Genomic DNA, 19,402 nt, shown 5'->3' on the forward strand with positions numbered 1-19,402 from the left:
ATTATCTGATGACGGGTTCATCAGCATGAAAGAGACGTTTTCCTGTTATGATGAGAATCGCGTGAAAATTGGCCGGATATATCATACAATTGAAAAAGAAATCCCGGGTTCTTCCATTTATTTCGTAGACCCCCGAAATCATTTCACGATTATTTATTATTTTTTGAAACAAGTAAAACATATGCATATCCCTTTGATCCCGGCATTGAGAACCATACTGACCTCTATTAAAGACGGGGCAGTATTTGTCAATGGCCATTTTGCAGGACAGACCCGGGAGATGGAAACGGAGTCGATCTTGAAAACAATCGTATGTCTTACTTCTAAACAGAAAAGGTGTGAGAGCATGGGGAATGAAAAATGGTCACTCAAACGAATCATTGAACTATACGATCAGATCATCAGCCAGCCCCATCGCACAGAAATTGCCAGGGAATTGCGCGATGAAGATGATTTGTTTATGCTTTTGTTATTTTCTGAAATGCTGGGCATTCCCAATCCGGTCTTTTACTATACCCTTGAATTATATCCGGTTATGCTTGAGAAATTTCATGACTGGCATTTGCGCATGGGGATGGAAAAATCCCCGCTGAGCGGAATTCGCTGCTGCTAATTTTAAACTAGAAAGGTGAAGCGAATGAATGATCTGTTGAGAAAAAATGTATTATTTGTCGGCGGAAAAGGGGGTGTCGGAAAATCCACCTCATCCGCTGCCCTGGCAATGGCATCGGCTCATGCAAAACAGAAAACTTTGCTCGTATCTACAGACCCCGCCCATAACATAGGAGATATTTTTCAGACGGATGTGGGGGGAGACATGACCAAAATCACGGAAAATCTATTTGCTCTTGAGATTGATTCAGAAACGGAAACGAAGAAGTATTTGCAAACGGTAAAAGACCATTTAAAGGGAATGGTCCGTTCAGACATGATTGATGAAGTAAACCGACAAATTGATACTGCCGGGGCATCGCCAGGAGCTTCGGAAGCTGCCCTGTTTGATCGGCTGGTATCCATTGTTCTCGATGAAATCAGTGACTTTGACCTAATCGTGTTTGATACAGCACCGACTGGCCATACGATTCGTCTCCTTACCCTTCCGGAGTTAATGGGCGTCTGGATTGACGGCATGCTGGAACGGCGGAGAAAAACAAATGAACATTATACGCAATTATTAAATGACGGCGATCCCGTCGAGGATCCTGTATATGAAGTGCTTCAGGCCCGAAAAGAAAAGTTCGCAAAAGTGAGAGACATTTTACTCGATCATAAACGGACCGGTTATCTTTTTGTTTTGATTCCTGAACGGCTGCCGATCATTGAAACAAAAAATGCCTTAAAAACTATGGATCAACACCACTTGCATGTAGATCATCTGATCGTCAATAAGATTTTGCCTGAAAAAGCAGACGGTGAATTTTTAGCCAAACGCAGGGAACTGGAGAGAAGTTATCTGAAGCAAATTAGGGAGGTTTTTTCAGACAGAACGCTCATCGAAGTACCCCTGTTTGAAGAAGATATTACAGATTTTGAAAAGTTAAAAACCTTTTCCACATATATGACGAAATGAATTAGGGAAGGAGAATAAACATGAAAGCGATTGTTCATGAAGGAAAAAAAGGGCTCGATGGGGTAACATTCACACATATGAGTGAAGTGGAACCCCGACCCGGCGAAGTAAAGGTACGCTTGAAGGCGGCAGGGCTTAATCATCGGGATTTACTGGTTCCGAATCGGCGTAATGATGGGGACCCACCGGTAATTCTCGGTTCTGATGGAGCAGGCGTTATTGAAGTAGTGGGAGAGGGAGTAACGGGTATTCAAGTCGGTGATGAGGTGATGATCAATCCGGGACTGGGATGGAAAAAAAACAGTGATGCCCCTCCTGAAGGATTTGAAATCCTCGGGTTTCCGAGTCATGGGACGTTTGCAGAATCAGTCGTCGTTCCGGCTGAAAGTGTTGTAAAAAAGCCCGGCCATTATTCCTGGGAGGAAGCGGCAGTTCTTCCCCTTTCCGCGCTGACAGCTTACCGTGCATTATTTACAAGAGCAAAGGTGAAAATGGGAGATACCGTTTTGATTCCCGGCATCGGAAGCGGGGTAGCCACATATTTGCTACAATTTGCAAAGGCAGCTGGAGCATACGTGATTGTCACATCGAGAAGTGAGATGAAACTGGAAGCCGCCCGTCGGTTGGGGGCTGACCGGGTTATTCACACAAACCGTGAATGGGATCAGGAACTCAAAGGAGAAATGATTGATATTGTTATTGAAAGTGTGGGAGCTGCTACCTTCAATCGTTCCTTGAATGTACTGCGTCCTGGTGGGACGATGGTCACATTTGGGGCTTCTGCCGGTGACGTAGTCCATCTCAATATTCGGGAATTTTTCTATGGCCAGTATAACTTGCTCGGTTCCACAATGGGTAGCCATGAAGAGTTTGAAGACATGGTGGATTTTGTACAAAGGCATAACATGAAGCCGGTGCTTGACAGAGTATTCCCGCTGTCCAGCGCTCTGGAGGCTTTTCATTACATGAATAGGGCTGAACAGTTCGGGAAAATTGCACTGGACATAAATGGATAAAACCTCTGGTGGAACTTATTCAACATGGGCTGGGACAATAAAAGATTTAGCGGTAATTACCTGAAAAACATTTGCGCAGTCAACAGACGAAGACTCCAGGTCGACTAAAACCGGCCACATCCTATGGCTAACGTCTCCACGAGCACGTCCTGTGCGTCGCGGGAACAGTACGAGACGGAAATCCCTGAAGACAGAAAATGACGGTTTAAGAAAACCTGTGGCCGCGCCCGCAGAAGGTGAATCATGTTGACGATCATAAAACATAACCGAACTTATTCATGTGACAATTGAAGATCATTGGATATTTCACACCTTTTCCGGTTTTGTTCCAGCCTCGTGTTTAACTTACCACCGAAAAAAGTCTCCCACTTCTCAACGAAGTGAAAGTGAAAGATGAATTTCTTAGGCGTAGACGAACTATCACTTTACCCGAAAAGTTCCTCACCTCTTAGCGTCAGCGTAGGTGTAGGAGTATGTCACCGTCATCTCATTTGTGCATTATTGTTTAATAACGAAAATAAAGAAAGAAAATTATGCTTTCTGGGATATTGACATGTTTGACCTGGCTGAATCTCTCTGGTTATCCCCGAAGAGGAATGATGATTGTATTTGAATGAATTATGAATCAAACAACTGCTCATGATCTGATTACCAGGTTTTTATGGACCAATTGGATCGGTTACTTCATCTGAACGTCCGTCATCAGCTTGGTGAAGGACAAAACAGAACAAAACAGTTAGATGATTGTCCGTCAATGGAAGAGTGAAGGACAAAATAGATACAAAATTTATGGAAGTGTCCGTGATCAGTGGTATGAAGAACAAAAAGGTTACAGGGCTTGATGAACGTGTCCGTCATCGCCGACATGAAAGACAAAGGGTCACATATAAGCATAAAAATTGTCCGTCAGCCTCCTTGATGGCGACGAAAGATTTGTCCAGGATTTATTTTCTTCCCCTTTGAAGTCTAACTTTTCCCCCTGGTTACCCTGAAGTGAAAGGGGTTGCAATCCCTCCGCTACACTTTTTGAGAACCATGAGTCAACTTTCCCGTCTTTCAGGAAATCGGTATTCATTCTATCGGTTTATATGTCTTCTGTAATATTGAGGATCTGTAAAAATGTGTTGAATTCATCGAACACGCATGATATTTTTTAGTTGATTTGTAATCATAGATATAAAGGAGATCAGTGATGAAGGCATACTCGTTTAAACATTATCTGGAAATCTTTGTGGTAGCTACTCGCCTTGGTCTGACATCGTTTGGCGGGCCTGTCGCACATTTAGGATTTTTTCAGGAGGAATATGTGAAGAGACGAAAATGGCTCGATGACCGTACCTATGCAGACTTGATTGCCCTGTGTCAATTTCTTCCCGGTCCTGCTAGCAGTCAGGTAGGTATATCGATTGGAATGGTTCGGGGGGGATTGCCTGGCGGTATTCTTGCATGGATTGGATTTACTCTCCCTTCTGTGATCGCCCTGATGCTGTTTGCCTATTTTGTTCTTCAGGCTGATGTAGGAACTTCCGCCTGGTTCCAGGGGCTAAAACTAGTCGCTGTTGCTGTTGTGGCCCATGCTATTTTAAATATGGGGAAAAATCTGACACCGGACCGCCCGCGGATCTTCCTGGCTATAGTATCGGCGATAATCATCCTGTTTTCCCAGAGTGCGTTGATCCAAATCGCAGTGATTATACTGGCAGGAATTCTAGGATTTATGTTGTTCAGAAAGATGGAGCTGCCAGAAGGAAATGATATTCATTTTCCTTTTAAAAAAAGAACAGGAGTTATTTCGTTGTTTCTGTTTTTCGGTTTTCTGGCTGTTTTGCCCCTGATCAATCAGATGGTTTCGGGCATTTATGTGCAAATCGTAGACATTTTTTACCGTGTAGGCTCCATTGTATTTGGCGGGGGCCATGTTGTTTTGCCGTTGTTGGAAAAGGAAGTTGTGCCGAATGGCCTGATAAGTGAGGAGCTGTTTTTAGCTGGATACGGTGCAGCCCAGGCCGTACCGGGACCGTTGTTTACATTTTCCAGCTATCTTGGGATGGTAATTTCAGGTTTTGGTGGAGGAATCGTAGCGGTCTTAGCGATGTTTCTTCCATCCTTTTTGCTGTTGATGGGCGTATTGCCTTTCTGGAATGATCTTCGCACAAAACATTCCATACGGGCAGCGCTAACGGGTGTGAATGCTGCAGTTGTTGGCCTTTTGCTGGCAGCTTTATATGACCCGATCTGGACAAGTGCCGTTCACTCGACTAAAGACTTTGCGGTTATTTTAATTTCGTTTTCTCTATTATATTTCTGGAGACAGCCTGCATGGCTAGTTGTGATTTTGACTGTGCTCCTAAATGTTACCTTGAGCCTAATCAGTTGAGTTCCATTGAGATGTCCATTTCATTTTGATAAAATGGAACTGAAAACGATTACATGATGAGGTGTCAGAGGGATGGAATCCGATCACAAAACATGTAGAGCCCATTCATCCTTATCAGAATGGAAAAAAGAGAAAAAGAATTATGGGATGATGAATCTTTCTTTTTTAATCGTCGGGATGATTGCTATGATTTTGATTCTTTTATGAAAACAACAATCGTTTGATTACTGCTTTGCCCTCAAAGCAGTTTTTTTATATGTATAAAAAATTGGAGGCTTCATTATGCGGTTAGTATCCATTTGTCCGAGTAATACAGAAATGCTTGCGTATTTAGGATTGACAGAGTTTCTCACAGGAGTGGATGATTTCTCCGACTGGCCTGAACAAGTAAGAAATCTCCCCCGGCTGGGGCCAGATTTAAACATCCGTATGGATGAGGTGGAAAAACTTCAGCCGGATCTGGTGCTAGCCTCCTTAAGTGTTCCGGGAATGGAGAAAAATATTGAGGAACTAAAAAAGAGGAACATCCCCCACATTGTTTTAAATCCTCAGTCATTAGAGGACATTGCACAGGATTTGTTAACAATCGGGAAGCATACTGGATATGAAAAAATGGCAAACCAATTGTATGAGCAATACATGGCAACCCTGGAACGTTATCACACCATTAATCAGACAATAGCCCATAAACCTTCCTTGTACTGGGAATGGTGGCCCAAACCGGTTTTTACTCCCGGAAACACCAACTGGCTTACGGAGGTCAGTGAGCTGGCAGGAGGACAAAACAGCTTTGCCACGGAGGAAACAGCAAACGTACAGACGACATGGGATGAAGTGCTTTCCAGGGATCCGGATTATATCTGTATGGTATGGGTTGGAGTCAAAACCGAAAAAATGCGGCCGGAACTTGTAATCAAACGTCCAGGGTGGGGGGATATGAAAGCGGTTCGACGAAATCAAATTTTTGTATTAGAGGAGTCATTATATTGCCGCCCTTCTCCAAGGGTGCTGCAGGGTTTGAATAAATTAGCATCGCTATTGCATCCGGGGAAGTATCCCCCATATAATGGAACAGATCCTTTACTGGGAAAATAGCATCTGCAGGGGCAAAGCCGGCAGATGTTTTTTTGTGAAAGATGGAAAAGAAAAATCAAATTTTCCAGTTCAAATGGCTTTTCTTGTATTGGAAATTCATATATAATATTATGAAATTTCATAAAACTGGGAAGGGATAGAGGATGCCATGGAAGTTAAAACAGCTGAACAGCAGTATAATACTACATCATCACGTATTCACATGATACGCGCCGGTGCGATTGCCGGCTTTCCTATTTTTCTAGGCTATCTTCCCATTGCCATTACATATGGGGTGCTTGCATCTCAGGCGGGACTGTCTATTTTTGAACTGACGATGATGAGTGTTCTCGTATTTGCGGGGGCAAGCCAGTTTATGGGTGCCCAAATGATTATGGGAGGGTCAGCACTGCTGGAAATTGTGGTTGCTACCTTTGTATTGAATTTTCGTCATTTTGTGATGAGTCTCTCCTTTATGAACCGACTGAAACCCCTTGCATTAAAACCCAAACTGGCATTATCCCTCGGACTGACCGATGAAACGTTTACCGTCTCTTCTCTTCATCCGAAGGAAGCAAAAATGCCACATGGGGCTTTGTTTTATGGTTCATTAATCCTTGTATCGTACTTTTCCTGGGTCGGCGGCTCCTTTTTAGGCGGGGTGCTTGGAGAGATTATACCAGACCGCCTCAGTCTAAGTATGGGCATTGCATTATATGCCATGTTTATTGGCCTTCTTGTCCCATCCGTAAAAAAGGAATGGCGTATCGGGGTTATTGCCATCATTAGCATGTTGATCAATTATGTATTTATTCTCAATGGGGTAAGTGAAGGATGGTCCGTTGTGTTTGCAACCGTCATCGCTTCCTTTTTCGGGATATTTTTGCTCAGAGAGGAAGGTGCAGCATGATTTTAGCGATCATTATCGGGATGTCGTTAGTCACTATGGTACCGAGACTGATCCCTGCATTTATCGTGAATAAAATCCAGTTTCCTGACTGGATGAACCGCTGGTTAAATGCGATTCCCTATGCTGCTTTAGGGGCATTGATTTTTCCGAAGATTATGGATGTCATTCCCGGAAAGCCCTGGATAGGCCTATTCGGGGGAGCCGTCGCTGTAATCATATCTCTTTTAGGGGTCAATGTTATTTTTGCTGTACTGGGGGCCATAGGAGCTGTCTATCTACTTAACACATATGAAATCTTCCATTTTTTCTAGAGCAATAGGTCTATTCATCACCTTTATCCAATCTTTGCATATTTTATAATGAAGTTATTTTGCCAGAAGGAGAATGATGATGACCAATAGACAGTTAACCCCGAATTCCTATAACCCGATGTTTTTTGATATATCTGATATGTTTCAGCAGATACCTCCACCGTCTGTTCCAGGGGGATTTCCGGGAACAGCCCCTCCACAGGGACCAGACTCGTTTCTTGAAAACTTGCCGCCACCACCTGTTCAGTTCCCGGAAGCAGCTGGAGATCTGTCCGTGCAGGCTGTTGATCCCGGTTCTTTTTACGGGTGTTTATACCGTTTAACGTTTGTGCAACTGGTAAATGGGAGAAGATTCTGGTTTTACCCGATCTTTATCGGGAGATACTCGGTAGCCGGTTATCGGTGGAATAGCCGAATCAGACGCTGGACATATACGGGATTCGATGCCCGTCAGGTATTGACTTTTCAGTGTCTGTAAAAAAACAGGCTGCTGTAATTTAACATGTACAGCAGCCTGACTGTTTTCAAGGGGGTATGATGATGTATCGAGTTCGCGAAGCAAAACTGGAGGATGCAGGGGCGATTGCCAGCGTACATGTGAAAAGCTGGCTCACTACATATGGAAACATTATTAAGCATGAAGATCTAAAGCAGGTCATTTCCTATGAACGGAGAAAGGCACAATGGGAAGGAATACTGAAATCCCGCACGATATCCCGGTTTATCTATGTTGCTGAAACAGAAGATGGTGAGATTGTCGGCTTTATTAGTGGAGGAAAGGAACGTTCGAAAAAGTTTCCTTATGACGGGGAAATTTATGCGATCTACATTTTACAGGAACATCAGGGAAAAGGATTAGGGGGAATGCTTCTGAACACCTTTGCCATCACCTTAAAAGAGAACGGCTATCAGTCCGTTCTTGTATGGGTGCTAACCAGCAACCCCTCCAGTAAATTTTACGAATATTTTGGTGCGCAGCCGGTTGATGCAGATCACATTACAATCGGTTCTGGAACCTATGAAGAAACAGCCTACGGATGGGATCACATAGACGATTTATTAAACGAATTTCATTAACATCACATCCTCCTTAAGCTGTGAAGGTCTATGTGTATGGCAATGGTTTCTCTGGAAAATCATTCAGGGGAGGATCCATTCAGTTATGAACGAAACGGCTCCTCCCCTGAAAACCGTTTTTTGAATATAACCGGACCTGTGCGCATGGTGGGTTTAATAGGATTACCCGAGAAGTCCCCCTCTATGCGTGAACGTAGGTGGTGGAGTATGTCACTTCTTTTCACTATGGGGTTCAATGTGAATATGCGCGTGCGTTACGCCGTAATGCCGTTCCAGATGTTCTTCCACTTTCTCCGTAATCTTGTGACTCTCTTCAACATTCAGGTTTGGATTGACTTCAATGGTCACTTCCATTAAAATTTGATTTCCATGTTTTCGGGCTTTGATATCATTCGTGCTGCTTACTCCTGGAACACGGCTGATGCTTTTTTTTATTTCATGAAGTTCTTCTTCATCAAAACCGTCCGTTAACGTGTGGGCGGCGTCTCGAAAAACATCGATCGCTGTTTTGCAGATAATGACTCCAACAACTACACCGGCAAGGGGATCGAGCCATTTTAATCCAAACTGTGCCCCTAGAATTCCGGTGAAAGCGCCAAGGCTGACCAGGGTATCGGAAAGATTATCCTGAGCCTGTGCATGAAGAGAACTGCTCTCAATTTTTCTAGAAAGATATATATTATATCGATACACCCCAAACATGATCGCTGCGCTAATTAGAGCTGTGTAAGCGGTTATCATATCCGGAGTGGCTGATTCCCCCTGCGCCAGCTTGGTCATTGTATTCCATATGACATCAAGTCCAACGGTAATCATAATAAACGCAGCCACAAGCGAAGCAATGGATTCAGCCCGCGAATGACCATAATGATGATCCTGGTCGGGAGGTTTTCTCGAAATTTTCAATCCAATGAGAACTGCTATAGAAGCCATTACATCCGTTATGTTATTTAATCCATCCGCTTTTAAAGCTTCAGAGTTTCCGATCTGAGCAATGATAATTTTGGATAGGGATAGCAGGAGATAGGCAGAAATGCTGAGATAGGCTCCTTTTTCACCCTGCTTCAGCCGATCGTTATGATTCATGATATGTCCTCCGTACAAATGATTGCCCATTTAGCGTACCAGACAAAATCTTTTTGAGTCTAGAGAAAAAAAGATTGCTTGTTTCATATTCATTGCCGGGAGCAAAACTTTTTTCACCAGGATAAAATGGGGATCATCATCCATATAAATCTCGAATTCAAGCATTTTGTTTTAAAATATCTTTAATTTAGTTTATGATAATCATGTGCTGCTTATAGTATAAGCAGTGTCCATAAAGGTAAAACCTGTTTATAAAAAAGAAAGGAGAATGGAAATGAGCCAGGTTAAATTGGCAGTTATTTATTACAGTTCTACAGGAACGAATTATCAAATGGCAAAATGGGCAGCTGAAGGGGCTGAAGGAGCAGGGGCAGAAGTAAAACTGCTTAGAGTAGCCGAAACAGCGCCAGAATCAGCAATTGCACAAAATGAAGCGTGGAAGAATCATTTAGAAGCAACAAAAGACGTCCCTGTTGCCAGTCCAGAGGATCTTGAATGGGCGGATGGAATCATTTTTAGTGTTCCTACCCGTTTTGGAAATGTACCTTCACAGGTCAAACAATTTTTAGATACAACCGGAGGGCTATGGGCGAAAGGAAAATTAGTCAATAAAGTAGTCAGTGCCATGTCATCTGCACAGAATTCCCACGGTGGTCAGGAACAGACCATTTTATCGCTCTACACCACTATGTTCCACTGGGGAGCGATCATTGCTGCACCCGGATACTCTGATCCATCCATATTTGCAGGTGGAGGCAATCCATATGGTACCAGTGTAACAGTAGATCAGGAAGGAAATATGGTTGAAGATGTAGAAGCCGCAGTCAAACATCAGGCCAGGCGGACAGTGGAAATTACGAAAAAAATCATTTCAAACTAAATGAGAAAGTCTGCAATAAGTCAGATCTATTTCAAGAGGTGCCCTATAAAAAGGGGACCTCTTTTTTTGGGAGACAGACCGAAGTCGGGAAATGATTCACAGAAGAGGGTAACCCTCCCGGAGTTGTAATGCGATTGTCCATAGTAGGTGAGAATCGCCCAATGTCATTATCCGATACGTACGGGAGGAGGGGATTTGAAAAAGAAATTTCATTTCCCAGGTAAAAGCATGATCAATCAGACCTATTTGCAACTCCTGTATAGTCTTTTTCGGCTAATTTTTAAAAGCCCCCAAAAAGATCGAACACCTTCTCGTAAAGTATAACGAACGAAACAGACGAGAGGTGAGAAGGTTGAAACAGAAAAAACGATTAAAAATCCTTTCTGCAACAGCATTGGCTTTCAGTGTGGCTGCTCCACCAGTATTAGCATTTGCAGAAGATCATGAAACCCCAACAGTGGAGATGGAAACGGAAGCAGAGTTGGACTTAACAGATGATCATGTAAAAATTGAGGCCGAAACGGAAAAAAATTCTGAAACGGAAAACCGTAACGATGGTACAGAAAATGGAGAAGATCAAACTTCAGAAAATGACCAGGGAGAAGAAACGTTATCAATAGAAAACAGCTTGCTTTTTTACATGAAGGTGATGAATGAACAGTTAAAAATGGCTCTTGCGCTGAATGACTATGAAAAAGCTGAATCACTGATGGAGCTAAGTGAAGTTCTGGTTGGAAAAGCTGAAGAACTGCTTGAAGAAGGTAAGGAAGAGGAAGCAACTGAACTATTGACGAAAGTAACTCTTATGGTCCAAAAAGCCGATGAAATAGCCGAAAACGACGAGTCTACTGAAGACCAAGAAGAATCTGAAGAAAGAGACTCGGAAGAAGCAGACGAGACAGAAGAGGAATCGGCAGATGATCAAACCGATGAAAACAGTGAAGAATTAACATTATTATTAGAAGTTAAAATTGGGCAAAATATTATTGCTTTGCATCGCAACATGGAAAAAGTTAAAAACCCCAATGCCAGAGCTGCTTTACAAAGAAATATTGAAAAAGCACTGATGAAATTTGAAGCGAAATATGGCAATCTGGATGAGCTTGAAGAAAAAATTCAGGCATTAGAAGAAGAGTATGGAGATTTAGAAGCGCTTGAACATCAAGTAGGGATGATTAAAGAAATTGCCGAAAAACTAAATGAAGATCAAGTAAATGAAGAAGAAAATCTGGAAGAAGAGAAGGAAGAGTCTCAGGAACCATCTGAACAGGAACCACCAGAAGAAAATAACGATAGTCTGAATGTAGAAACAGAAGTGGAAGAAAACGTTCAGCTGGAAGTTCAAGATTTAACCGTTCTTCCTGACAGACTGAAAGAGGATCATACAGGTAAAGGGAATAAGATTAAGGAAAACATAAACGAACATAAAGAACACAAAAAAGAAAAGAAACATGAAGTGAATCATGGAAAGGGAAAAGGGAAAAATAAGGATGAACGTAAAGGGAAAAACGGGAATCCAGGAAACTAAACATATACGTTTCTAACTCCTGAATGGAGTTTTCACATATATTTCTCTCTCCCATATTTTTGAAAGCGGGTTGATCTTTTTAACGATCAGCCCGCTTTCTTGTTTCGGCAAATTATTTTGAAATGATTAGAAAGATGTTTGGATTTTAGGAATTGGGGTATAAATTACTAAAGGTTAAATTTCAGAAAATTGTTGCAATAATCACGAATTTTTAAGATAATGGGAAAAAGGGGAACAAGGGGGTAAGTTCCGTGAAAAAACAAAAAACTTACTATCAGCTCGTTCGCTATGATCACAAGGGAAATGGCCCATTTAAAGCACGCAAGGAAATCCCTTTTGAAATTAAGCTGGCAGCCAGGCTGTTTTTAGATGAGCTTACTTTTAACTGGAATAAATCGTATCTGGAAGACAAAATCAATCACGCAATAGATGAAGAGAATCTGGATGATTTCAAAAAGTATGGAGAGTATTATGCACCATATACATGGGAATAACCACACAACTGATCCTATAGTGAAGATTGGAATATATTGTTTAAAAGGCTGATTCGACTGTAACCGAATCAGCCTTTTTCTTTTTTTAGAGGAATTCTGGCATGAATTGGCGAAATATTAAAAAAATTACATTTTTCGTTCGGGGGGAACGTTTATGGACACTCAAGGTGAACTGTTGCAAAGACAAAATCTGATGTTACTAAAAATTTTGCTGTTTGGTATCGTTCTGGGTCTCGGTGCAGAGTTAGTGGTAGGTGCTCCCTTGATTAATATGGTTTCTCTCGGCGGGTTGGGGTCTCTATTCCTGGGGATCAACACACTTCTGTATGTTAAACGTTTCAACCCCCACTGGATTCCATACATAGCGGTTACAGGCATGGCGGTTGTTGCCATCGTCATTATTCACAGTTCAGACTATTTTACCAATATTTTATTTGCCTTTTTTCTTCTCGGAGTAGCTGCCATTTCTTTATCATTCGCTGTATTAACAACAGGAGGTGTATTAGGCATAGGCATCCTGGCATATTTTGTCATAGAAAAAGGGCAACATGCCGGATTTGATTCACGGTCTGTAGTTATGACCATGGTATTTTTTGTGCTTGTCTATGCTGTGCTAATCATTCAGGTAAGGATGTCACGCAAGTTGTTTACGGATGTACAGGAAACATTAAAGGAGACAGCACATTTACACAGCATTCAAGAAAATCAGAACAAAAAAATGAATCAAACAGCAAAAATTGTAGATGAATCCATTAACAAATTCAGCAAGCATATCCATATTCAGTCGAACATCATGCAGGAGATGAGTGAATCCTTTAATGAAGTGGGAAGTGCTGCAGAATCACAGGTGCAATCCATTACGAAAATAACTGCTCTAACCAGTGACGCGAGTGAACGGGTCAAAAATATGATCGGCTCACTGGAGGCTTTAACAGAATCAAGCCGGGAAACGAAGACAGCCACAAGTGAAGGGGAACAAGCGATTCAAGCCGTGTTGAAAAAAATGAAGGGATTTCAGCATTCTTTTCAAACGATAAAGGATCAAATAACCACTTTGACAGTAAAAATCAGTGAATCAACGGGCTTTACCAATCAGATACAGGATATTGCGGAACAGACAAATCTGCTGGCCTTAAACGCAAGCATTGAGGCTGCACGTGCCGGGGAAGCAGGAGCCGGTTTTGCCGTTGTTGCAGAAGAGGTCAGGAAATTGGCAGAGATGACCAATCAAGCGGCCAGCCGAATCAGTGAAAATTTACGTGATATTGAGACAAGCGCCAGTGATACAGAAGGCTATGTCAATAAAAGTGAAACGGAATTGAGAGAAACGCTGACGATCACCAACAGAGCGATGAGCTATTTTCATGATATTGAAAGAAAAATTCAGTTGTTTGTTCAGGAGTTCCAGAAATTCGGCGTGGAATCTAAGGTGATTCAGGATTCAGCAGAGGGAATAGATCAAGCGGTGAATGATCTCGCTGCCTTGATTGAGGAGATGTCCGCAACAATGGAACAGATGCAGAAAATTGTATCGGATCATTATCAAAAACATGAACAGCTGATACAATCCATTCAAAAAACAAAACAAGTGGTAAATGAACTGGTCAATAGCGGCAAAGAAGCGTCCAAGTTCAGACAGAATCGCAAGTAAAATTTTTTGATAAGTTAAAGAATACCGTGATATAGTGGTAGTAGCATACTCAACAGAAAGGGACTTCAAAGATGCGGAAAAATTTATTGGCAGCTGGGGGGCTTGTTCTTCTGTCTGTATTGGGTGCCTGCCAGGGAAGTACGCAGCTGGATGTGACAGCAAGTTCAATCCCACAAAACATCATGGATCTTGAAAAGAAACGAAAGCCTGTCCAAACATTTTACCCTGAAGATGAGGCAAATGAAGTGTCGAAAGATGAAACAGGAAATGAAATAGGTGAAGATGAATCCGATGGAGACGGAATCATCACTGTAACCGATCCGGAGTCGGTTGAAGTAGTCGTCAATAAGCAGCGGAAACTGCCGGAAAATTATAAGCCCGATGACCTGGTTGTACCTGATGTGCCATTTTCATTTGACGGATGGAATGAAAAGAAACAGCTTCGGGAACCAGCAGCACGTGCACTGGAGCAGCTGTTTCAGGCAGCGGAAAAAGAAGGTTTGCATCTTGTGGCCGTCAGCGGTTTTCGCTCCTTTGAACGGCAGCAGATCATCTATAACAATAACGTAAATGCTAATGGAGAGGAACATGCCAATCAATTTTCAGCCCGTCCCGGTCATAGCGAACACCAGACTGGCCTGGCAATGGATGTTTCTTCAGCTACGGTATCCTTCCACCTGATCCAGAGCTTTGGGGAGACGCCTGAAGGAAAATGGTTAAATGATCATGCCCATGAGTTCGGGTTTATCATCCGGTATCCAGAAGGAAAGAGTGAAATCACCGGATATGCTTATGAACCCTGGCATCTGCGCTTTACAGGAAAAGAATTGGCGACGGAAATGTATAACAATCAAGTTACTATGGAGGAATTTTTTGGTTTACTCCCGGAAGAAGAGGTTTCTGAATGATGACATTCAGAAACCTCTTCTTTTTACTTTTTGCCATGGCTAAAGTGAGCAAACGTCGAAATTCTAGTTGACAGACAAAAGGTCTTTTTCACATGATTTTTCTGAATCAGTGCAGGACAGTAAAGCTTATAACGTGAAGGATGTTACAACGGATCATTTGATAAAAAAATAAACATTCATAAAATTTGTGTAAAATAGCCCCATTGTTCTAAATTTTCTGGTATGCTCTAATTAATAAAAGGAGAAGGAAGGGTTATGAGTGGACAAGAAACTCGTGAGAAGCTGGGTTTTGTATGACTGGGGAAACTCTGCCTTTGCCACCACGATTATGGCTGCTGTACTTCCGATTTACTATTCCGAAGTGGCCGCAAAAGGTTTGGACAGTCATCTGGCAACCAGTTACTGGGGGTATTCTCAGTCCATTGCTGTCCTCATTGTTGCTATCCTCGCACCAGTGCTGGGAGCAATTAGTGATTATTCCTCGTCCAAGAAAAAGTTTTTGCGTTTTTTTGCGTATATGGGAATGACAGCAAGTATACTCCTTGCTTTTGTAGGAGAAGGGGATTACATATTTGTTTCCTTGCTAATGATCATCGGTACGATTGGCTTTTCAGGAGGAAATGTATTTTATGATGCCTTTTTGCCGGAAATCGCTGACAGAAAAGAGATGGACCGTGTATCGGCATACGGGTTTGCTTTCGGTTATATCGGCGGGGGAATATTGTTGGCCGTTAACCTTCTGATGATTGTCAAATACGACTGGTTTGGCTTTCCAGATGAGACATCAGCTACCCGAACCGCTTTTGTTACAGTTGGACTCTGGTGGTTTATCTTTTCTCTACCGCTGTTTCTAAAAATGAAAGAGGAAAAGAATATTCAGGTAAATAGGAATGAATCTTATATTCAAATAGGGTTCAAACGGGTGGGCAACACGTTTAGATCCCTGGGGCAGTACAAACAGCTGCTCATTTTTCTGCTGGCGTTCTGGATGTATAATGACGGAATTTCCACCATTATCAAAATGGCAACGATTTATGGAAGTGAAATAGGAATAGGATCCAATGATTTAATTGCTGCACTGCTCATCACCCAGTTTGTCGGAATTCCATGTACCTTTCTGTTCGGCTGGCTGTCAGGAAAAATTCATGCGAAACGTCTGCTCACAGCCACTCTCATCATCTATACAGGGATTGTTATTCTAGGTTATTTCATGTCAACTGCACTCCATTTTTATTTCCTTGCTTTATGTGTGGGAGCTGTTCAGGGAGGAGCGCAGGCGTTAAGCCGCTCGATTTACGGACGTATGATTCCGCGAAACAGGCACGCAGAATTTTATGGTTTTTACGGTATTTCATCTAAATTTTCTGCCATATTTGGCCCGTTTATATTTGCTCTTGTGGGGCAATTATCAGGTTCAAGCCGACTGGGAATCTTTTCATTGATCTTTTTCTTTATCGCAGGTATGGTCCTTCTTCAATTTGTAAATATTGAGAAAGGAGAAAAAGAAGCAAATTCTATACAATAGGGCTGCTATAAATATTTTTTAGTTTCTGTACAAGGGGCTTCCCTGTATCATATGAAATGTTATCAACCATGGATTCAATGGACTGAATGCTGCGCTGATCGGGATGTTTCCAGTGGTCAATTATGGCAGAAATGATTTTCATTCCTTCATTTTTAGACTGTTCATAAAGATCAAGGAAACTTCTAGTATCCGGTTCATTTGTAGCGGGATGGTGCCACGTATGATGCCCTTCATTTAAGTAATCTTTGTTTTTGCGGACGGGCTGATGGGAAAAGGAAGAAATCGTAGATGACAGCAATACATTTTTCCAGCGGTAGGGATCAAACAATATTTTGAGCGCCATCCTCATATCCCGATAGGATTGCTGGATAAAGTCATCGGGCAATGCAGCTGTTTTTTCAGGGAAATAAGTTTGAATGTGCCGGTACAGCAATTGTTCGATCTCCCTGTCCAGAAAACGTCCGACATTTATTTCTTTATAAGCCGGTACCTTCCACGTGTTCATGTTTCGATTCCGTTCCATCATAAGGGTGTCAATAATGACTTCCAGTTCCTGATGTTTGTTTCCTTCATAGCCTGCGCGATAATGAATGTAAGGATGGGTGTTCCGGTCCAAAATATGATGGGTGACAAATCCAAGAATATAGGCTTTTCCTTTTGAAGATAGCCGGGACCCGGACTCAATCATATCCATTAAAAATGGACCGCAGTGCTCTGTATGAATGGAGCTACCTATTTGATTGACTCGATCATCCTTTTTCCATGGCCAGAAGTTATGATAAAAAAATGGATCAGGCCCCTGGGAACCTAATTTTAAATATCCATCCATCCGCAGGTATTCCTCTTTATTGTCCATGACATCCATTATTTCTTCACAGAATAAAATGTGTGTCCAAATATTTGGCATCGTCTTTTACCCCCTTTTTACAGGCTTGTATCTTCTCATTATAAATTATAAATAATTTGAGCTGTACACAGCATAGCACTATGTAAACGTTTTTTGTCAAAATCAAGACAAGATGATGAACATTGAATAGGACAAAGCATGCCTTCTTTGGAATGATTCGTTATAAAGGGGGATTTATTTCCGCAAAAACAAAAGAGCCCAATAATCAGGGCTCCTTTGTCTTCCACTTTTCTCACAAACACCTTTGGTCAAGCGATAGAGGAATGACAGAGTTGCATACCTCTAAAAATGATGTGCTGTCGGGATAATCCTACTATAACTGAAAATCAGAAAAATGTAAATAGTCAGAAAGTTGTGTTTTCCGCTGGAAATTGGCAAATCATATACAAATCCACTGGGTCAACTGCCCAAACCGAAACTTAACCGCTCAAGATCCGGCCACAATCGCCTAGATCGGGGCACAACCGCCCAAACCCAAAGCGCAACCAGCCAAACCCGGAGCACAACCACCCAGGTAAGGGATGAGATCGCCCAAAGAATAACGCGGTTCAATCACGAATTAAAATGCTAATGCTTACTCATTTTTTTGCTGTTTTAGTAGGCATTTAAAAAAATATTTGATATTGTAAAAAGGGAATATTTTATGCTAGGTTGCTGAGATAGGAAAGGGAGGAATTCAGATGGATTATCGTATGGAAAAAGATACTTTAGGAGAAATGAAAGTTCCAGCGGATAAGTACTGGGGGGCACAGACTCAGCGGAGTAAACAAAATTTTCCAATTGGTAATGAAAAAATGCCAAAAGAAATCGTGAAAGCATTTGCTATTTTGAAAAAAAGTGCAGCAAAAGCCAATCAGGAATTGGGACTTCTTGAAGAAGAGAAGGCAGAAGCGATTGCATATGCGGCCGATCAAATTACTGAAGGTAAACTGGACGAGCATTTTCCTCTTGTTGTATGGCAAACAGGAAGCGGAACCCAGTCCAACATGAATGTGAACGAGGTCATCGCCTTTGTGGGAAATCAATATCTGGAGGAAAAGGGAAGCTCTGTACGTCTGCATCCGAATGATGATGTCAACAAATCACAGAGTTCCAATGATACGTTTCCAACAGCCATGCATATTGCATCGCTGCTAAAAGTGGAAGATCATGTACTTCCGTCTTTGCAGATGTTAAAGCGGACATTAAAAGATAAATCAGATGAGTATGATAACATTGTCAAAATTGGTCGTACCCATCTTCAGGACGCAACACCGCTGACCCTCGGCCAGGAAATCAGCGGCTGGCATCGCATGCTGGAAAAAACGGAGTCCATGATCAAGGAAAGTTTGAATTACGTTCGTGAACTAGCCATTGGAGGAACAGCAGTCGGTACAGGCCTCAATGCCCACCCTGACTTTTCTGAAAAAGTTGTGGAAAAGATTAACGAGTATACAGGTAAAGCATTTATTTCCGCACCAAACAAATTTCATGCGTTGACCAGTCATGATGAATTGGTTCATGTCCATGGGGCTTTAAAAGCTCTTGCTGCTGACCTGATGAAAATTGCCAATGACGTGCGCTGGCTGGCAAGCGGTCCGCGCTGCGGCATTGGAGAAATCACCATCCCGGCTAATGAACCGGGAAGCTCCATTATGCCTGGAAAAGTCAATCCTACACAAAGTGAAGCTGTGACAATGGTGGCCGCCCAGGTCATGGGAAATGATGCGACGATTGGATTTGCTGCGAGCCAGGGTAATTTTGAACTAAATGTATTTAAACCGGTCATTGCCTATAATTTCCTGCAGTCCTGTCAGCTTTTAGCAGACAGCATGATTTCTTTCAATGATCGCTGTGCAGTAGGTATTGAACCAAATGAAGACAAGATCAGCGAATACTTAAATGATTCATTAATGCTTGTTACCGCATTGAACCCGCATATTGGCTATGAGAATGCAGCAAAAATCGCCAAATATGCTTATGAGAAAAATATAACCTTAAAAGAAGCCGCGCTTGAAACAGGGCTTTTGACAGAGGAACAGTTTGAGGAATATATCAAACCTGAAGAAATGACAAAACCGAATGCTAAAAAGTAACGGATCAAAAAAG

At 42.2% G+C, this 19,402-nt stretch carries 18 protein-coding genes; 16 read left to right on the forward strand and 2 right to left on the reverse strand.

Annotated features, from left to right (window positions below):
• Nucleotides 1-346 precede the first annotated feature (346 nt).
• The 9 genes from EDD68_RS06335 (at nt 347) to EDD68_RS06380 (ending at nt 8,335) form a co-directional block, all read left to right on the forward strand.
• A complete protein-coding gene (locus EDD68_RS06335) occupies nt 347-613 on the forward strand; it encodes a cory-CC-star protein (protein WP_132371485.1) in 267 nt (88 codons plus the stop codon).
• 24 nt (nt 614-637) lie between these two features.
• Nucleotides 638-1,570, forward strand: coding sequence for an ArsA family ATPase (locus tag EDD68_RS06340; protein WP_132371412.1), 933 nt, complete (start codon nt 638-640; stop codon nt 1,568-1,570).
• A 20-nt stretch (nt 1,571-1,590) separates the two neighbouring features.
• Nucleotides 1,591-2,586, forward strand: a complete 996-nt coding sequence (locus tag EDD68_RS06345) for a zinc-binding dehydrogenase (RefSeq protein WP_132371413.1) — start codon at nt 1,591-1,593, stop codon at nt 2,584-2,586.
• 1,192 nt (nt 2,587-3,778) lie between these two features.
• On the forward strand, nt 3,779-4,963 hold the full coding sequence (locus EDD68_RS06355; RefSeq protein ID WP_132371415.1) for a chromate transporter: 1,185 nt from the start codon (nt 3,779-3,781) through the stop codon (nt 4,961-4,963).
• Between the two features lie 282 nt (nt 4,964-5,245).
• Nucleotides 5,246-6,058, forward strand: a complete 813-nt coding sequence (locus EDD68_RS06360) for a cobalamin-binding protein (protein WP_132371416.1) — start codon at nt 5,246-5,248, stop codon at nt 6,056-6,058.
• A gap of 148 nt (nt 6,059-6,206) precedes the next feature.
• The gene (locus EDD68_RS06365) at nt 6,207-6,947 is read left to right on the forward strand and encodes an AzlC family ABC transporter permease (protein ID WP_132371417.1); all 741 of its coding nucleotides are present in this window, start codon (nt 6,207-6,209) and stop codon (nt 6,945-6,947) included.
• Complete coding sequence (locus EDD68_RS06370; protein ID WP_132371418.1) at nt 6,944-7,258, forward strand: AzlD domain-containing protein; 315 nt, start codon at nt 6,944-6,946, stop codon at nt 7,256-7,258. The genes EDD68_RS06365 and EDD68_RS06370 overlap by 4 nt, the downstream gene beginning before the upstream one ends.
• 79 nt (nt 7,259-7,337) lie before the next feature.
• Nucleotides 7,338-7,736, forward strand: coding sequence for a transporter (locus EDD68_RS06375; protein WP_243646773.1), 399 nt, complete (start codon nt 7,338-7,340; stop codon nt 7,734-7,736).
• Between the two features lie 62 nt (nt 7,737-7,798).
• A complete protein-coding gene (locus EDD68_RS06380; protein ID WP_132371420.1) occupies nt 7,799-8,335 on the forward strand; it encodes a GNAT family N-acetyltransferase in 537 nt (178 codons plus the stop codon).
• A gap of 210 nt (nt 8,336-8,545) precedes the next feature.
• Here EDD68_RS06380 and EDD68_RS06385 read toward each other — a convergent pair whose 3' ends face one another.
• Nucleotides 8,546-9,421 (reverse strand): cation diffusion facilitator family transporter, encoded by an 876-nt coding sequence (locus EDD68_RS06385; RefSeq protein ID WP_132371421.1) that lies wholly within the window; start codon nt 9,419-9,421, stop codon nt 8,546-8,548.
• 274 nt (nt 9,422-9,695) lie between these two features.
• On the opposite strand from EDD68_RS06385, the gene wrbA reads away from it, so the two are divergent.
• From wrbA to EDD68_RS06415, 6 genes are all read left to right on the forward strand, one after another.
• Nucleotides 9,696-10,301 carry an NAD(P)H:quinone oxidoreductase gene (wrbA, locus tag EDD68_RS06390; RefSeq protein WP_132371422.1) on the forward strand — a complete coding sequence of 202 codons (606 nt, stop codon included), beginning with the start codon at nt 9,696-9,698 and terminating at the stop codon, nt 10,299-10,301.
• A 352-nt stretch (nt 10,302-10,653) separates the two neighbouring features.
• Nucleotides 10,654-11,829: a hypothetical protein gene (locus EDD68_RS06395; protein ID WP_132371423.1), complete on the forward strand. Its 1,176-nt coding sequence runs from the start codon at nt 10,654-10,656 to the stop codon at nt 11,827-11,829.
• 251 nt (nt 11,830-12,080) lie between these two features.
• Nucleotides 12,081-12,323 (forward strand): hypothetical protein, encoded by a 243-nt coding sequence (locus EDD68_RS06400; protein WP_132371424.1) that lies wholly within the window; start codon nt 12,081-12,083, stop codon nt 12,321-12,323.
• A 154-nt stretch (nt 12,324-12,477) separates the two neighbouring features.
• On the forward strand, nt 12,478-13,974 hold the full coding sequence (locus EDD68_RS06405; RefSeq protein ID WP_132371425.1) for a methyl-accepting chemotaxis protein: 1,497 nt from the start codon (nt 12,478-12,480) through the stop codon (nt 13,972-13,974).
• A gap of 71 nt (nt 13,975-14,045) precedes the next feature.
• Nucleotides 14,046-14,882 (forward strand): M15 family metallopeptidase, encoded by an 837-nt coding sequence (locus EDD68_RS06410; RefSeq protein WP_132371426.1) that lies wholly within the window; start codon nt 14,046-14,048, stop codon nt 14,880-14,882.
• 259 nt (nt 14,883-15,141) lie between these two features.
• The gene (locus EDD68_RS06415) at nt 15,142-16,407 is read left to right on the forward strand and encodes an MFS transporter (protein WP_132371427.1); all 1,266 of its coding nucleotides are present in this window, start codon (nt 15,142-15,144) and stop codon (nt 16,405-16,407) included.
• Here EDD68_RS06415 and EDD68_RS06420 read toward each other — a convergent pair.
• A complete protein-coding gene (locus EDD68_RS06420) occupies nt 16,397-17,314 on the reverse strand; it encodes a zinc dependent phospholipase C family protein (protein ID WP_132371428.1) in 918 nt (305 codons plus the stop codon). The genes EDD68_RS06415 and EDD68_RS06420 overlap by 11 nt on opposite strands.
• 680 nt (nt 17,315-17,994) lie before the next feature.
• Between EDD68_RS06420 and fumC the strand changes: the two genes are divergently transcribed.
• Nucleotides 17,995-19,389, forward strand: a complete 1,395-nt coding sequence (gene fumC, locus EDD68_RS06425) for a class II fumarate hydratase (protein WP_132371429.1) — start codon at nt 17,995-17,997, stop codon at nt 19,387-19,389.
• Nucleotides 19,390-19,402 lie beyond the last annotated feature (13 nt).

Source organism: Melghiribacillus thermohalophilus, from assembly GCF_004342905.1.
Lineage (GTDB): Bacteria > Bacillota > Bacilli > Bacillales > Alkalibacillaceae > Melghiribacillus > Melghiribacillus thermohalophilus.

Bases quoted from the DNA above. Each gene is read 5' to 3' on its own strand.
- EDD68_RS06345 (WP_132371413.1), top strand. From the start codon at position 1,591: ATGAAAGCGATTGTTCATGAAGGAAAAAAAGGGCTCGATGGGGTAACA.
- wrbA (WP_132371422.1), top strand. From the start codon at position 9,696: ATGAGCCAGGTTAAATTGGCAGTTATTTATTACAGTTCTACAGGAACG.
- EDD68_RS06365 (WP_132371417.1), top strand. From the start codon at position 6,207: ATGGAAGTTAAAACAGCTGAACAGCAGTATAATACTACATCATCACGT.
- EDD68_RS06410 (WP_132371426.1), top strand. From the start codon at position 14,046: ATGCGGAAAAATTTATTGGCAGCTGGGGGGCTTGTTCTTCTGTCTGTA.
- EDD68_RS06340 (WP_132371412.1), top strand. From the start codon at position 638: ATGAATGATCTGTTGAGAAAAAATGTATTATTTGTCGGCGGAAAAGGG.
- EDD68_RS06335 (WP_132371485.1), top strand. From the start codon at position 347: ATGGGGAATGAAAAATGGTCACTCAAACGAATCATTGAACTATACGAT.
- EDD68_RS06375 (WP_243646773.1), top strand. From the start codon at position 7,338: ATGACCAATAGACAGTTAACCCCGAATTCCTATAACCCGATGTTTTTT.
- EDD68_RS06370 (WP_132371418.1), top strand. From the start codon at position 6,944: ATGATTTTAGCGATCATTATCGGGATGTCGTTAGTCACTATGGTACCG.
- EDD68_RS06360 (WP_132371416.1), top strand. From the start codon at position 5,246: ATGCGGTTAGTATCCATTTGTCCGAGTAATACAGAAATGCTTGCGTAT.
- EDD68_RS06405 (WP_132371425.1), top strand. From the start codon at position 12,478: ATGGACACTCAAGGTGAACTGTTGCAAAGACAAAATCTGATGTTACTA.
- EDD68_RS06385 (WP_132371421.1), bottom strand. From the start codon at position 9,421: ATGAATCATAACGATCGGCTGAAGCAGGGTGAAAAAGGAGCCTATCTC.
- EDD68_RS06380 (WP_132371420.1), top strand. From the start codon at position 7,799: ATGTATCGAGTTCGCGAAGCAAAACTGGAGGATGCAGGGGCGATTGCC.
- EDD68_RS06420 (WP_132371428.1), bottom strand. From the start codon at position 17,314: ATGCCAAATATTTGGACACACATTTTATTCTGTGAAGAAATAATGGAT.
- fumC (WP_132371429.1), top strand. From the start codon at position 17,995: ATGGATTATCGTATGGAAAAAGATACTTTAGGAGAAATGAAAGTTCCA.
- EDD68_RS06355 (WP_132371415.1), top strand. From the start codon at position 3,779: ATGAAGGCATACTCGTTTAAACATTATCTGGAAATCTTTGTGGTAGCT.